Source organism: Pseudomonas sp. JZ134, assembly GCF_051027695.1.
GTDB lineage: Bacteria > Pseudomonadota > Gammaproteobacteria > Pseudomonadales > Pseudomonadaceae > Chryseomonas > Chryseomonas luteola.
In genome coordinates this window covers 2594109-2608420 of sequence record NZ_CP069250.1, presented here as the reverse complement: position 1 = coordinate 2608420, position 14312 = coordinate 2594109, and the positions used below count along the sequence as shown (strand labels likewise).

Below are 14312 nucleotides of genomic sequence, written 5' to 3'. Positions count from 1 at the left end.
CCTGCTGCGACGTATCACTTTAGGCGGCGCTCAACACCTTTCTCTACCAGAATCTTGGCGGCGATCTCTTCAACAGAGAAATGGGTTGAATTGATAGACGGAAGATTTTCACGTCGGAACAGGCTTTCTACTTCCCGGACCTCAAACTCGCACTGGGCAAAACTGGCATATCGGCTATTGGGCCGGCGCTCGTGCCGAATCGCCGATAGGCGGTCAGGGTCGATTGTCAGACCAAACAGTTTGTTCTTTTGTGCCTTGAGCGAGGCAGGCAGTTGCAAGCGCTCCATGTCCTCCTCGGTTAAAGGATAGTTCGCTGCTCGAATTCCAAACTGGAGCGCCATATAAAGGCAGGTGGGCGTTTTGCCGCACCGGGAGACACCGACCAAAATCAAATCAGCCTTGTCGTAGTGTTGCGTACGCGCGCCGTCGTCGTTTTCCAGAGCAAAATTCACGGCCTCGATACGTTGCATATAATTGGCGTTATGCATCATGGAGTGTGATTTACCGACCGAATATGACGATTCAGCACACAACTCCTGCTCAAGCGGGGATAAAAAAGTGGAAAAGATGTCAATCATGAACCCATTCGACTGGTCGAGAATCGCGCGTATTTCCCGATTGACGATGGTGTCGAAAATAATGGGGCGCGCACCGTCTGACACGGCGGCGTTGTTGATTTGCTGTACCATGGCCCGGGCTTTTTCCACGGTGTCGATATAGGGCCGGGTCAGTTTTGTAAAGCTGATGTTCTCGAATTGAGCGAGTAAGCTTTGGCCGAGGGTTTCGGCAGTAATGCCGGTACCGTCGGAAATAAAGAAGGCGGTTCGTTTCATCAGGGTGAAACTCCCGAGACAGTGGTTTTTGATTTTATCGTAAGGTGCTTCGTAAAGGCTGCTGGAAGACTGGCACTTTTTTAAAAGTACTTGGCGCCTGTAGCCAGTCGATAAAACGAATTCTACTGATTCTGGAATAAAGACCCAGTGTGAACGTGCCAGTTGCGTACGAGCTTTCCCACAAATACAAATATGGAGAGATCACCTTGGACGAGTACGTAGTTTCCCTGGATAAACTCGGGGTGCACGATGTTGAGCAAGTGGGCGGCAAAAACGCATCCCTTGGCGAAATGATCAGCAACCTGGCGGGTGCGGGTGTTTCGGTTCCTGGCGGTTTTGCTACTACTGCACAGGCCTATCGGGACTTCCTTGAGCAAAGCGGGCTTAATGACCGTATCCATGCCGCTCTGGACGCGTTAGATGTCGACGATGTTACCGCGTTGGCTAAAACAGGCGCCGAAATCCGGCAGTGGATCATGGACGCCGAATTTCCGGCTCGTCTGGATACTGAGATCAGAACGGCCTTCGCACAGCTGTCGGCAGGAAATGACAATCTGGCGGTTGCCGTGCGGTCTTCCGCTACGGCAGAAGACCTGCCGGATGCCTCCTTTGCCGGTCAGCAGGAAACGTTCCTGAATATACGCGGTGTAGACAACGTCATCCGAGCGGCCAAAGAGGTCTTTGCATCGCTGTTCAACGACCGGGCCATTGCTTACCGCGTACACCAGGGCTTCGATCACAAGCTCGTCGCGCTATCGGCTGGGGTGCAGCGCATGGTTCGCTCCGAAACAGGGGCGGCAGGCGTGATGTTTACACTGGACACCGAGTCGGGTTTCCGGGATGTGGTCTTTATCACAGGTGCTTATGGCCTGGGTGAGACCGTTGTCCAGGGTGCCGTCAACCCTGATGAATTCTACGTACACAAGTCCACGCTGGAGGCGGGGCGGCCTGCAATCCTTCGCCGTAATCTGGGTAGCAAGGCTATCAAGATGATTTATGGCGAGGAGGCCAAGGCGGGGCGCTCTGTCAAAACCGTCGATGTTGAGGCTGCCGAGCGTGCACGCTTCAGCATTACCGATGATGAGGTCACCGAGCTTGCCAAGCAGGCACTCATCATTGAAAAGCATTATGGTCGCCCGATGGATATCGAGTGGGCCAAGGATGGAGATGATGGCAAGCTCTATATCGTTCAGGCGCGCCCCGAGACCGTCAAGAGCCGTGCCAGTGCAACAGTAATGGAGCGCTACCTGCTCAAGGAAAAGGGGCAGGTCATTGTTGAAGGGCGTGCGATCGGCCAGCGTATCGGTGCAGGCCCGGTCAAGGTCATCCGTGATGTTTCCGAAATGGATCGCGTCATGCCGGGCGATGTCTTGGTTTCCGATATGACCGATCCCGACTGGGAGCCGGTCATGAAGCGCGCCAGCGCTATCGTCACCAACCGCGGCGGCCGGACGTGTCACGCAGCAATCATCGCTCGTGAGCTGGGTATTCCAGCTGTAGTGGGGTGTGGCAATGCAACCGAGCGCCTTAGTGATGGGCAGGTCGTAACCGTCTCATGCGCAGAGGGTGACGCGGGCCTGATCTACGAAGGTGAATTGAGCTTCGATGTCCGTCAAAGCTCGGTAGATGCCATGCCTGATCTGCCATTCAAAATCATGATGAATGTAGGAAATCCAGATCGAGCATTCGACTTCGCCCAATTGCCCAATGCAGGCGTTGGACTGGCGCGCCTTGAGTTCATCATCAATCGCATGATCGGCGTGCATCCCAAGGCGCTACTCAATTACGACAGTCTGCCGCTGGATATCAAGGAAAACGTCGACAAGCGTACGGCTGGCTATAGCGATCCGGTAGGCTTTTACGTCGAAAAGCTGGTCGAGGGTGTTAGCACGCTGGCTGCAGCGTTCTGGCCCAAAAAGGTCATTGTCCGCCTGTCCGACTTCAAATCCAACGAGTACGCCAACCTCATTGGTGGCAAACTGTACGAGCCTGAAGAAGAAAACCCGATGCTTGGGTTCCGTGGTGCTTCTCGCTATATCAGCGAGTCTTTCCGCGACTGCTTCGAGCTTGAATGCCGTGCCATGAAAAAAGTGCGTAACGAAATGGGTCTGACCAATGTCGAGCTTATGGTTCCTTTCGTTCGTACTCTTGAAGAGGCCTCCCAGGTAGTTGATCTGTTGGGGACCTACGGGCTCAAGCGTGGCGAAAATGGCCTGCGCGTGATCATGATGTGCGAGTTGCCTTCCAATGCGCTTCTGGCTGAAGAGTTCCTTGAGTATTTCGATGGTTTCTCCATCGGCTCTAATGACATGACTCAATTGACGCTGGGCCTGGATCGTGATTCTGGCATCATTGCTCATCTTTTCGATGAGCGTAATCCAGCCGTCAAGAAGCTCCTGGCTCAGGCCATCGCGGCTTGTAACAAGGCCGGTAAATACATTGGTATTTGCGGTCAGGGCCCGTCCGATCATCCTGACCTGGCCAAGTGGCTGATGGATCAGGGAATCGAAAGCGTATCGCTCAATCCGGATTCCGTGCTTGATACATGGTTCTTCTTGGCCGAGGGACAGGCTTAAAATAGCGCGTCATTCACAGGCGGGGGTAACCCCGCCTTTTTATGTAACGGTAATTATGCAAAGCAGTAGCCAGCTTTTCCCTGTTGCGCTCGTGCGCGCCGAGTTATACGGGGACTTAACCGAAGATGTGTACCTTCTCAAGCCCAACAATAGCTCAGACCTTAGTGTTGAACTGTCTCTGACACGCCTTGGGCGGCTGAACCGGCAAGCGCCCTACAGACCTCCCGTTATCCTCGTTCATGGTGCCTTTGGTAATCGTTTTACGTGGTATTCCGCGAGCGGTACAGGGCTGGGTGTCGAGCTTGTCGATGCCGGATTCGACGTCTGGATTGCCGAGATGCGCGGTCATGGCTGCTCACCACGCAACCTGGAGTATGTGAGCAATCAATTATCTGACTATGCACGCTATGACCTTCCAGCAATTGCAGCCTTTGTAGAGGAGCAATCGGGGTTGCCAGGTCACTGGATAGGGCACGGGCAGGGCGGGCTTGCGGTTGTTTTGAGCGTTCTCAACGAATGGCTGGCCGAGCGCTCAGTCAAGTCGCTGGGCTTGTTGGGCGTTGCCACGTCCGACCGTCTGTGGGGGCTGCTGTCGTGGCGGGAAAAAATGCGCTCGACTATCTCCGGCCATGGAGTAGGCGTTGGTCCTGAGGATGAGCCAAAGGTACTGCTAAAGGCACTTCAGGATGAGCGTGCACTGGGCAGTAGTCGCTCCGAGCGGGACCGGCTGCTAACGCGATTGTCTTCGCTCTCAATACCTGTACTGGGACTGGCAGCTGCCAATGACCCACTGGTGAGCGCTGAGGCGTGCCGAATGCTGTTTGACCGTTTCGGAGGGCAGTATAAGGATTTCATTTCTCTAGGTCAGCTTCTTTCCTGCGAAAACGGTATGAGTCATGCCTCGCCTTTCATGGCGCGGGAAGCACATCGGCACTTTAGCGGGCTAATTTCAGAATGGCTGACCAGTATCGAAAAAGCTTCACAAAAGCAGGATGTTGCACCTAGTATCGAACTGACTGAATAGTAGCCCTGGATTCACTCAGGAGTCCAATGCGCAGCGGGCGATATCGTTAGGAGAGCCCATGTTCGTGCCGCTTGAAAGGTTATTGAATCTTGAGGAAGGATATCGTCAGCGCTTCCTGATCAAGGGGTTGCCAATCGTACTGATGGTCATCGAGGGCAAACATATCCTTTTTGAAGACAGGTGTCCCCATCAGGGCGCTTCACTGTTTCAGGGCGCCTTAACCTCGGACTCGATACGATGTCCCAGGCATGGCTTTGAGTTCGATGTGCACACAGGCAAGGCAGTCAACGCCAACTGTCCTGAGTTGAAATTGCTCAATCCTGCCTATGAGCGGGATCGTATCGGTATCGACCTTTAACGTCTCGAGAGAGGCCTCATATGCGCTACGTCACACCTGATCTCTGTGATGCCTATCCCGACCTGATACAAGTGGTAGAGCCATTGTTTAGTAATTTTGGTGGCTGCGACTCGTTTGGTGGGCAAATTGTCACCATCAAATGTTTTGAAGATAATTCGTATGTAAAGGAGCGGGTCGAGGAAGACGGTTCGGGAAAGGTCATGGTCGTGGACGGCGGTGGGTCCGTGCGCTGTGCGCTTCTGGGCGATATGCTGGCTGAAAAAGCAGCGGCCAATGGATGGGCTGGTATCGTGATTTACGGATGCGTTCGGGATGTGGATGTACTGGCTGAGACCAACCTAGGTATCCAGGCACTGGCTTCGCATCCCAGAAAATCCGAAAAGCGTGGAGTAGGGCAGCGCGATATACCCCTTGTGTTTGGCGGGGTCACTTTTGAAGTTGGCCATTATCTATATGCTGATAACAACGGCATTATCGTCTCCTCGCAGCGGCTTGAGATGCCAGGCGAATGAAAGAGTAACGAGAATCTGGAATGCAGGATTACGAAAGCGGTAACGAACGCGGCCTCGTATATGGCTATGTATTGAATGGACGAGGTGGTGCTCGCCGGATTCAGCGCAACGAGCTCGATATTCTTGACCTGCAGCCCGACGAAACCCTGTGGTTGCATTGGGACCGAAGTGTACCTGAGGCCCAGCAGTGGCTTCGTCAGTCCAGCGGACTCAATGAGTTTGCCTGTGATCTTCTTCTGGAAGAGGCCACCCGTCCTCGTATCGTTCCCTTGATCGGCGAGAGCCTTCTCCTGTTTCTACGCGGCGTGAACCTGAACCCCAACGCTGTTCCCGAAGATATGGTATCGCTGCGTGTTTATGTGGATGCCCAGCGCGTTATTTCTCTTCGCTTGCGTCCCCTCAAGGCGGCAGCTGAAATCCAAGAGGATCTCGAGGAGGGAATAGGGGCTGAAAACACGAGGTCGCTTATCCTTCAACTGGCTACTTACATGACAAGCCGGGTCGATACGCTGGTCGTTGAGCTTGCTGAACAGCTCGATGAAATGGAGGAACGGGTAGAAGAAGATGAAACAAACCTGCCCGAGCACAGCCTGATCCTGGGTCTGCGCAAGCGCGTCGCTAGCCTCAAGCGTTATCTGGCTCCTCAGCGCGACATTTACTTCGATCTGTCGCGCCAGAAACCAGCCTGGCTGGTAGCCGGAGGAGAGGCCGAGTACTGGAGTGAGCTTCATAATAGCCTGACGCGGAATCTGGAGGAGCTTGAGCTTATGCGAGAGCGAGTCAGCTTCTTGCAGGAGGTCGAGCAGCGCAGTGTGGCTGAGCGGACCAATCGGACCATGTATCTGCTTGCCATCATTACCGGATTCTTCCTGCCCATGAGCTTTGTAACGGGTCTGCTTGGTATGAATGTGGGCGGCATTCCCGGGTCGACATTCTCGATGGGCTTTGTTGTGGCATGCGGTGCCATCCTGCTTATTGCTGTCTTTCAGTGGTGGCTCTTCAGGCGGTTGCGGTGGTTGTAAGTGTGACTTGCTGTTTTGGACGACCGTCTAGCATGAAAGTGGCGAGGGGTGCGCTATGCCAGATCCTTTCGAAGAATCATTAAAAGATATGCTCAAGTCGGGAGCCGAGGCTCCGACGGATTACGACAGACTGGATCGCGTCCTGAAGACTGCCAATCGGCAGGTGGGTGCAGGTGATCTGTTCGGGCTGATGGGGCGTTGGGGATCCGCCGTCCTCATGGCTATCAATAATGGCTCGGGGCACGTCAAGCCTGTACGTGGCTCTTCTCGTAGCTCCCGTTCTTCTAACAAACAAGCCGAGTAATCATGGAATTTGATATCTGGACGCAAAGCCTCCTGTCCGCGATGACAACCCTATGGAGCAAGGTGGCAGGCTTCATTCCCAATCTTCTGGGTGCTTTGCTGGTTGTTATTCTCGGATTCTTTTTTGCGAAGCTGCTTGATCATCTTCTTTCCAAGCTCTTGGCCAAGCTAGGCCTGGACAGATTGATGACCGGGACTGGTCTTACCAAGATGTTGGCCCGGGTTGGGATCAAGATTCCTGTCAGTACATTGATCGGTCGCATCGTCTACTGGTTCATTCTGCTGGTTTTTCTGGTATCGGCTGCAGAGTCGCTTGGCCTGCAGCGCGTTTCGTCTACGCTTGATGTCATGGCCTTGTACTTGCCCAAAGTGTTTGGCGCTGCTCTGGTTCTAGTCATAGGCGTGCTGCTGGCGCAGCTGGTCAATGGAATCGTGCATGGCGCGGCTGAAGGTGTTGGGCTGGATTATTCCGCAGGCCTTGGGCGCGTTGCCCAGGCGCTGGTCATTATCATCAGCATTTCTGTAGCCATCGGGCAGCTTGAAATAAAGACTGAGCTACTCAATACCGTTATTGCAATCGTGTTGGCATCACTTGGTCTGGCAGCCGCATTGGCGTTGGGGTTGGGCAGTCGCGACCTGGTCGCTCAGATCCTGGCTGGAATCTATGTGCGAGAAATTTTCGAGGTCGGGCAATTCGTACAAATTGATGAGGTTGAAGGCGTTATCGAAGAGATCGGTACGGTGAAAACGTTGCTGCTTACCGCGGACGATGAATTGATATCGGTTTCAAACAAGCGCCTTCTTGATCAGCGTGTAAAGGCTCGCTAACAAGTGAAAAAGTTGCCGACAGCGAGCGGTGAGACGGATATCATGCCGCCCACTGAACGGCAGTCCGGCACCGTCCGCTTTGAACGAAACCTTGTCTACAGCCTATGACCCCCGCCAGCTCACTGATGAGGAGCTGGTGCAGCGCGCACATACCGAGTTGTTCCATGTGACGCGTGCCTACGAAGAACTGATGCGGCGGTATCAACGTACGCTGTTCAATGTATGCGCACGCTATCTGGGGAACGACCGAGATGCAGATGATGTCTGTCAGGAGGTCATGCTGAAGGTGCTGTATGGACTTAAGAACTTTGAGGGCAAGTCAAAGTTTAAGACCTGGCTCTATAGCATTACGTACAACGAGTGCATTACCCAATACCGGAAGGAGCGTCGTAAGCGTCGTCTGGTAGATGCTTTGAGTCTGGAGCCGATCGAAGAAGCTTCGGATGAAAAGGCGCCAAAGTTGGAAGAGCGGGGTGGTCTGGATCGCTGGCTAGCCCATGTGAATCAGATTGATCGAGAAATTCTGGTGTTACGCTTTGTGGCGGAGCTCGAGTTCCAGGAAATTGCAGACATCATGCACATGGGGCTCAGTGCGACCAAGATGCGTTATAAGCGGGCACTGGATAAGCTGCGTGACAAGTTCGCAGCAGAAGTTGAGGGCTAGGTAACACCATAGTCCACTGTTTTTTATGAACTTCTGAATAACTTGTTGTCAAAGCCTCCGGAGATTGCCGGAACACTAATATCATTAAGATGGGGATACATAGGATGAAATTGAAGAGCACCTTAGGCGTCGTCATTGGCTCCCTGGTCGCCGCTTCTTCTCTGAGCGCCATGGCTCAGGGTCAAGGCGCAGTAGAGGGCGAGCTGTTTGGCAAGCGCTACTTCACCGACAGCCAGCGTGACATGAGCAATGCCAACCTGTATGGCGGTTCGGTGGGTTACTTCCTGACTGACGACGTCGAGCTGGCGCTGTCCTATGGTGAGTACCACGACGTACGTGGCGACCACGATGAAGGTCACAAAAAGATTCACGGTAGCCTGGCTGCCCTTGATGCCTACTACCACTGGGGTACTCCTGGTGTAGGTCTGCGTCCTTACGTTTCCGGCGGTTTCGCTCACCAGTCTCTGACTGATGCGCATGCTGACCATCACGGCCGCAACCACACTACGTTCGCAAATGTAGGTGCGGGCCTGAAGTATTACTTCACCGAGAACCTGTACGCTCGCGGTGGCCTGGAAGGCAACTACAACATCGATGATGACCAGGGTGAGTGGTCTGCGGTCGTAGGTGTGGGTGTGAACTTCGGTGGTTCTTCCCGTCGTCAGGAAGCTGCACCAGCACCGGAGCCGGTTGCTGATGTGTGCACCGATTCCGATAACGATGGCGTTTGCGATAACGTCGACCAGTGCCCGAACACTCCAGCTAACGTAACTGTTGATGCCAACGGTTGCCCGGCTGTTGCAGAAGTTGTTCGCGTTGAACTGGACGTGAAGTTCGACTTTGACAAGGCTGTTGTGAAGCCGGAAAGCTATGGCGACATCAAGAACCTGGCTGACTTCATGCAGCAGTATCCACAGACTTCTACTACTGTAGAAGGTCACACTGACTCTGTTGGTACTGATGCTTACAACCAGCGTCTGTCTGAGCGTCGCGCAAACGCAGTTCGTAACGTTCTGGTTAACCAGTATGGTGTTTCTGGCAATCGTGTGAATGCTGTAGGTTACGGTGAGAGCCGTCCTGTAGCTGACAACTCCACTGAAGCTGGCCGTGCCGTTAACCGTCGCGTAGAAGCTGAAGTTGAAGCTCAAGCTAAGCAGTAATTAGTTACTGTCTAGTAAAAAGCCTGCATCTTAGGATGCGGGCTTTTTAATTTGTGCTTGTTGAAGCAATAAAAAAGCCCCGAAAGGGGCTTTTTTTATTAACGATTATTAATCGGATTAATATCGCGCTTGGTTGGGCCGGTATAAAGTTGGCGAGGACGACCAATCTTATAGGGGCCGGAAAGCATTTCTTGCCAGTGAGAGATCCAGCCTACTGTTCTGGCCAGGGCGAAGATCACAGTAAACATACTGGTGGGTATGCCGATTGCTTTTAGGATAATGCCTGAATAGAAGTCGACGTTGGGGTAAAGATTTCTTTCAATGAAGTAAGGATCTTTGCGCGCAAGTTCTTCCAATTGCATGGCAAGTTCAAGCTGAGGATCATTAATGCCAAGTTCGGCAAGAACTTCATCGCATGTCTGTTTCATAACTTTGGCGCGAGGGTCAAAGTTCTTGTAAACACGATGGCCAAAGCCCATTAGCTTGAATGGATCGTTCTTATCCTTGGCCTTGGCGACGAACTTATCAATATTGCTGACATCGCCAATCTCATCCAGCATTCGCAATACTGCTTCGTTTGCTCCGCCGTGAGCGGGGCCCCAAAGCGCTGCAATGCCGGCTGCGATGCAGGCGAATGGGTTTGCACCCGAGGAGCCTGCCAGCCGAACTGTCGAGGTGGAGGCGTTTTGCTCGTGGTCGGCATGCAGAATAAAGATTTTGTCCATTGCCTTTGCGAGAACCGGGCTGACCGGCTTAATTTCGCAAGGTGTATTGAACATCATGTGAAGGAAGTTTTCTGCGTATCCCAGGCGATTATCGGGATACATCATTGGCTGACCCATGGAGTACTTGTAAACCATAGCGGCCAGGGTTGGCATCTTGGCAATCAGGCGCATGGCCGAAATTTCACGATGATGCGGGTCCTGGATGTCCAGGGAGTCATGATAGAAGGCGGAAAGTGCGCCCACTACGCCACACATGATGGCCATTGGGTGAGCGTCACGACGAAAGCCATTGAAGAACGTCTTGAGCTGTTCATGAACCATGGTGTGGTTCTTGATGATGCTTACAAAGTTCTGCTTTTGTTCTTCGTTAGGCAATTCACCTTTTAGTAAAAGGTAACAAGTCTCAAGGTAATCGGACTTTTCTGCCAGTTGTTCGATGGGATAGCCGCGGTGCAAGAGGATCCCATTATCACCATCGATGTAGGTGATTTTCGATTCACAGGAGGCCGTCGACATAAAGCCTGGATCGAACGTGAAAACGCCAGCATTCGTAAGATTACGAACATCGACCACATCAGGTCCGAGGGTTCCAGACATTACGGGCAGCTGTACCGGGTCTGCGCCCTCAATGATTAGCTGCGCTTTCTTGTCAGCCATTAAGGCCTCCTTATTTATGCTTGAAATCATTTATACAACCCCCACGCAGGGCCAGGGCCACTATAGAGGCAATCATTTGAAAGTCAATTTACGAACATATTGCGCCAATTATTACTTAGGTTTCAAACGTGCTCATAACTTACACTATTGAGCGCCGTTTAGGGCAGCGACATTAGTCTATTTGTATGGAATTGGTGCGTTGTCATGAGCAGCCTAACTGTCTATACTTCATGGCCGACCGCCTCAGGCTGTGTGCCTCTCCAGCGCGGTTGTCAATCCAGTAATGGATGTCTATTAAAGCAATTCCCAATAACTAGCCCGGCAACTTTGGGCTCTCAGTGTGAAAGAAGCCGTGAATAGTAAACGACCTGTAAATCTAGACCTCAGGACCATAAAACTCCCTATCACAGCTTACACCTCGATCCTTCACCGAATTTCCGGCGTTATCCTCTTCATCGGCCTTGCTGCGCTGCTTTATGGGCTCGACCTGTCGCTGAGTTCTGAGGATGGATTTGCTCGTGTGAAAGCGTTCCTGGCGTATCCGTTGGTCAAGCTCGTGATCTGGGCCGTGTTGTCCGCATTGCTGTACCACCTAGTAGCAGGCGTGCGCCATTTGATTATGGACATGGGTGCCGGTGAAACATTGCAAGGCGGCAAATTGGGCTCTCAGATCGTATTGATTGTATCTGCGGTGCTGATCGTTCTGGTGGGGGTCTGGATATGGTAACTAGCGTCACTAACTTCTCGCGCTCAGGTCTCTATGACTGGATGGCTCAGCGCGTATCCGCAGTAATTCTTGCGATTTATACGCTTTTCTTACTTGGATATGTCGTGCTTCACCCCGATATGTCGTTTGAGCAATGGCATGGGCTGTATAGCAACGGCTGGATGCGAATCTTCAGCTTGCTCGCCTTGGTTTCGGTTGGGGTTCATGCTTGGGTAGGCATGTGGACCATCTCTACCGATTATCTGACCCCTATGGCCTTGGGTAAGGGCGCCACGACAGTGCGTTTCCTGTTCCAGGCTGTATGTGGTGTTGCCATGTTCGCCTTCTTTGTGTGGGGCGTACAGATTCTTTGGGGTGTGTGAGTCATGTCCAGTATTCGTACTCTTTCTTTTGACGCCATCATCGTAGGTGGCGGCGGCGCAGGCATGCGTGCAGCGCTGCAGTTGGCCCAGTCAGGTCACAAGACAGCTGTTGTTACTAAGGTTTTCCCTACTCGTTCCCATACCGTATCCGCTCAGGGCGGTATTACCTGTGCCATCGCATCGGCTGACCCGAATGACGATTGGCGCTGGCACATGTACGACACTGTAAAGGGGTCGGACTACATTGGCGACCAAGATGCCATCGAGTACATGTGCTCTGTGGGTCCCGAAGCGGTTTTCGAACTGGAACACATGGGCCTCCCGTTCTCCCGTACTGAAACAGGCCGTATCTATCAGCGCCCATTCGGTGGGCAGTCCAAGGACTATGGTAAGGGCGGCCAGGCGGCGCGTACGTGTGCTGCGGCTGACCGTACCGGTCATGCGCTGTTGCATACCCTTTATCAAAACAACCTGAAGAACAATACCGTCTTCTTGAATGAGTGGTATGCAGTCGATCTGGTAAAAAACCAGGATGGATCCATCGTTGGGATCATTGCAGTTTGCATCGAAACGGGTGAGACCGTTTACATTCGTTCGAAAGCCACTGTTCTGGCCACCGGCGGTGCTGGACGTATTTACGCTTCTACTACCAACGCGCTGATCAATACCGGCGATGGTATCGGTATGGCATTGCGTGCAGGTGTGCCTGTTCAAGACATTGAAATGTGGCAGTTCCACCCAACCGGTATTGCCGGTGCGGGCGTGCTGGTAACCGAAGGTTGCCGTGGTGAGGGTGGTTACCTCATCAACAAGCATGGCGAGCGCTTCATGGAGCGTTATGCGCCTAATGCCAAAGACCTGGCTGGACGAGACGTTGTTGCTCGGTCCATGATCAAGGAGATCATTGCAGGCAATGGCTGTGGCCCAGACGCCGATCATGTATTGTTGAAGCTGGATCACCTGGGTGAAGAAGTGCTTCACGGCCGTTTGCCAGGCATTTGCGAGTTGTCCAAAACATTCGCGCATGTTGATCCGGTCAAGGCACCTATTCCTGTTATTCCGACCTGCCATTACATGATGGGTGGTATCGCTACCAATATTCATGGGCAAGCGATCACTCAGGATACCGACGGCAATGATAAGATCATTGAAGGGCTTTTCGCCGTGGGCGAGGTGGCCTGTGTGTCGGTTCATGGTGCAAACCGTCTGGGTGGCAACTCTCTGCTTGACCTTGTTGTCTTTGGTCGCGCAGCGGGTCTGCATTTGGAAAAAGCATTGAAGGAAGGTGTTGAGCATCGCGACGCCAGCGCCAGTGATATCGAGCACTCCCTGGCTCGCATTTCTGGTGTCAACGAACGCAGCACTGGAGAAGACGTAGCGCCTCTGCGCAAAGAGCTTCAGAGCTGCATGCAGAACTACTTCGGTGTATTCCGTACGGGCGAGTACATGCAGAAGGGTATCGCACAGCTTTCCGAGCTGCGCGAGCGAATCGCCAACGTGAAGATTGCAGACAAGAGCCAGGCATTCAACACGGCCCGTATCGAGGCACTCGAGCTACAGAACCTTTTGGAAGTTGCTGAAGCCACTGCTATTGCAGCGGAAACCCGCAAGGAAAGTCGTGGAGCGCATGCTCGCGAAGATTTTGAAGAGCGGGACGACGAGAACTGGCTCTGCCATACCTTGTACTTCCCAGAAGACAAGCGTGTTACCAAGCGCGCTGTCAATTTCTCTCCGAAGACAGTTCCTACGTTCGAACCTAAAGTTCGTACATACTGAGGTTTGCCGTTATGTTGCAAGTCAGTGTTTACCGCTACAACCCTGAAAAGGATGAACTTCCTTTCATGCAGGAATTTCAGATCGAGACCGGTGGTAAGGATCTGATGGTTCTTGACATCCTGGCCTTGATCAAAGAACAGGATGTTACGTTCTCTTACCGTCGCTCTTGCCGCGAGGGTGTTTGCGGCTCCGATGGTATGAACATCAATGGCCAGAATGGCTTGGCATGTATTACACCGCTTTCAAGCGTTGTAAAAGGTAACAAGCTGGTTGTTCGTCCTTTACCGGGTCTGCCTGTCATCCGTGACCTCGTGGTCGATATGAGCATCTTCTATAAGCAGTACGAGAAGGTGCAGCCCTATCTGCAAAACGAGACGCCTGCGCCAGCTATCGAGCGGCTGCAAACACCTGAAGAGCGCGAAAAGCTTGATGGCTTGTACGAGTGCATCCTGTGCGCCTGCTGCTCTACGTCTTGCCCGTCGTTCTGGTGGAACCCTGACAAGTTCCTGGGCCCTGCTGCGCTGCTGCAAGCCTATCGTTTCCTGGCTGACAGCCGTGATACGCATACTCAGGAGCGTCTTGCTGCCATGGACGATCCCTTCAGTGTCTTCCGTTGCCGTTCGATCATGAACTGCGTGACGGTATGTCCGAAGGGGTTGAACCCAACGAAAGCAATTGGTCATGTGCGTAGCATGCTGCTTCAGAGCGGTACTTAATTAGCGATTTGCACCGACAAAGGAACAGAATCCTTTGTCGGTGCTCTAAAGCGACCTGCAAGGCGTAGG

The 14312-nt window shown here is 52.8% G+C and carries 15 protein-coding genes; 13 read left to right on the top strand and 2 right to left on the bottom strand.

The features are described 5' to 3' along the window. Positions 1–14: 14 nt before the first annotated feature. A complete protein-coding gene (gene ppsR / locus JQR86_RS12130) occupies positions 15–833 on the bottom strand; it encodes a posphoenolpyruvate synthetase regulatory kinase/phosphorylase PpsR (RefSeq protein ID WP_010797790.1) in 819 nt (272 codons plus the stop codon). A gap of 206 nt (positions 834–1039) precedes the next feature. On the opposite strand from ppsR, the gene ppsA reads away from it, so the two are divergent. The 9 genes from ppsA to JQR86_RS12085 all read left to right on the top strand — a co-directional run bounded on the left by ppsA (position 1040) and on the right by JQR86_RS12085 (position 9280). Then, positions 1040–3409 (top strand): phosphoenolpyruvate synthase, encoded by a 2370-nt coding sequence (gene ppsA / locus JQR86_RS12125; protein WP_074827387.1) that lies wholly within the window; start codon positions 1040–1042, stop codon positions 3407–3409. A gap of 55 nt (positions 3410–3464) precedes the next feature. Then, on the top strand, positions 3465–4433 hold the full coding sequence (locus tag JQR86_RS12120; protein ID WP_407363132.1) for an alpha/beta fold hydrolase: 969 nt from the start codon (positions 3465–3467) through the stop codon (positions 4431–4433). A gap of 58 nt (positions 4434–4491) precedes the next feature. Continuing rightward, complete coding sequence (locus JQR86_RS12115) at positions 4492–4791, top strand: Rieske (2Fe-2S) protein (protein WP_010797793.1); 300 nt, start codon at positions 4492–4494, stop codon at positions 4789–4791. A gap of 20 nt (positions 4792–4811) precedes the next feature. Next, positions 4812–5303, top strand: coding sequence for a ribonuclease E activity regulator RraA (gene rraA / locus JQR86_RS12110; protein ID WP_407363133.1), 492 nt, complete (start codon positions 4812–4814; stop codon positions 5301–5303). A gap of 20 nt (positions 5304–5323) precedes the next feature. Continuing rightward, positions 5324–6325 (top strand): zinc transporter ZntB, encoded by a 1002-nt coding sequence (locus tag JQR86_RS12105; protein WP_125887833.1) that lies wholly within the window; start codon positions 5324–5326, stop codon positions 6323–6325. A 55-nt stretch (positions 6326–6380) separates the two neighbouring features. Beyond that, a complete protein-coding gene (locus JQR86_RS12100) occupies positions 6381–6629 on the top strand; it encodes a hypothetical protein (protein ID WP_010797796.1) in 249 nt (82 codons plus the stop codon). Positions 6630–6631: 2 nt separating this feature from the next. Next, positions 6632–7456, top strand: coding sequence for a mechanosensitive ion channel family protein (locus tag JQR86_RS12095; protein ID WP_286788200.1), 825 nt, complete (start codon positions 6632–6634; stop codon positions 7454–7456). Between the two features lie 79 nt (positions 7457–7535). Then, positions 7536–8120 carry an RNA polymerase sigma factor SigX gene (gene sigX, locus JQR86_RS12090; RefSeq protein WP_019365377.1) on the top strand — a complete coding sequence of 195 codons (585 nt, stop codon included), beginning with the start codon at positions 7536–7538 and terminating at the stop codon, positions 8118–8120. A gap of 104 nt (positions 8121–8224) precedes the next feature. Next, positions 8225–9280 carry an OmpA family protein gene (locus JQR86_RS12085; protein WP_074827376.1) on the top strand — a complete coding sequence of 352 codons (1056 nt, stop codon included), beginning with the start codon at positions 8225–8227 and terminating at the stop codon, positions 9278–9280. Positions 9281–9378: 98 nt separating this feature from the next. Here the strand turns inward: JQR86_RS12085 and gltA are convergent, their stop codons facing one another. Further along, a complete protein-coding gene (gene gltA, locus JQR86_RS12080; RefSeq protein ID WP_010797800.1) occupies positions 9379–10662 on the bottom strand; it encodes a citrate synthase in 1284 nt (427 codons plus the stop codon). Positions 10663–11002: 340 nt separating this feature from the next. On the opposite strand from gltA, the gene sdhC reads away from it, so the two are divergent. From sdhC to JQR86_RS12060, 4 genes are read left to right on the top strand one after another with little or no spacing between them, the layout of a single operon-like run. Continuing rightward, positions 11003–11389 carry a succinate dehydrogenase, cytochrome b556 subunit gene (gene sdhC / locus JQR86_RS12075; protein WP_010797801.1) on the top strand — a complete coding sequence of 129 codons (387 nt, stop codon included), beginning with the start codon at positions 11003–11005 and terminating at the stop codon, positions 11387–11389. Beyond that, positions 11383–11751 (top strand): succinate dehydrogenase, hydrophobic membrane anchor protein, encoded by a 369-nt coding sequence (sdhD, locus tag JQR86_RS12070; RefSeq protein ID WP_010797802.1) that lies wholly within the window; start codon positions 11383–11385, stop codon positions 11749–11751. Before sdhC ends, sdhD begins: the two co-directional genes overlap by 7 nt. A gap of 3 nt (positions 11752–11754) precedes the next feature. After that, a complete protein-coding gene (gene sdhA, locus JQR86_RS12065; RefSeq protein WP_074827374.1) occupies positions 11755–13527 on the top strand; it encodes a succinate dehydrogenase flavoprotein subunit in 1773 nt (590 codons plus the stop codon). An 11-nt stretch (positions 13528–13538) separates the two neighbouring features. Then, complete coding sequence (locus JQR86_RS12060) at positions 13539–14243, top strand: succinate dehydrogenase iron-sulfur subunit (protein ID WP_010797804.1); 705 nt, start codon at positions 13539–13541, stop codon at positions 14241–14243. The last annotated feature ends 69 nt before the right edge of the window (positions 14244–14312 follow it).

Excerpts from the sequence above, each read along its gene's own strand:
- JQR86_RS12115 (WP_010797793.1), top strand. The coding sequence starts at position 4,492 with ATGTTCGTGCCGCTTGAAAGGTTATTGAATCTTGAGGAAGGATATCGT.
- JQR86_RS12095 (WP_286788200.1), top strand. The coding sequence starts at position 6,632 with ATGGAATTTGATATCTGGACGCAAAGCCTCCTGTCCGCGATGACAACC.
- JQR86_RS12100 (WP_010797796.1), top strand. The coding sequence starts at position 6,381 with ATGCCAGATCCTTTCGAAGAATCATTAAAAGATATGCTCAAGTCGGGA.
- JQR86_RS12060 (WP_010797804.1), top strand. The coding sequence starts at position 13,539 with ATGTTGCAAGTCAGTGTTTACCGCTACAACCCTGAAAAGGATGAACTT.
- JQR86_RS12085 (WP_074827376.1), top strand. The coding sequence starts at position 8,225 with ATGAAATTGAAGAGCACCTTAGGCGTCGTCATTGGCTCCCTGGTCGCC.
- sdhA (WP_074827374.1), top strand. The coding sequence starts at position 11,755 with ATGTCCAGTATTCGTACTCTTTCTTTTGACGCCATCATCGTAGGTGGC.
- JQR86_RS12120 (WP_407363132.1), top strand. The coding sequence starts at position 3,465 with ATGCAAAGCAGTAGCCAGCTTTTCCCTGTTGCGCTCGTGCGCGCCGAG.
- gltA (WP_010797800.1), bottom strand. The coding sequence starts at position 10,662 with ATGGCTGACAAGAAAGCGCAGCTAATCATTGAGGGCGCAGACCCGGTA.
- rraA (WP_407363133.1), top strand. The coding sequence starts at position 4,812 with ATGCGCTACGTCACACCTGATCTCTGTGATGCCTATCCCGACCTGATA.
- ppsR (WP_010797790.1), bottom strand. The coding sequence starts at position 833 with ATGAAACGAACCGCCTTCTTTATTTCCGACGGTACCGGCATTACTGCC.
- JQR86_RS12105 (WP_125887833.1), top strand. The coding sequence starts at position 5,324 with ATGCAGGATTACGAAAGCGGTAACGAACGCGGCCTCGTATATGGCTAT.
- sdhD (WP_010797802.1), top strand. The coding sequence starts at position 11,383 with ATGGTAACTAGCGTCACTAACTTCTCGCGCTCAGGTCTCTATGACTGG.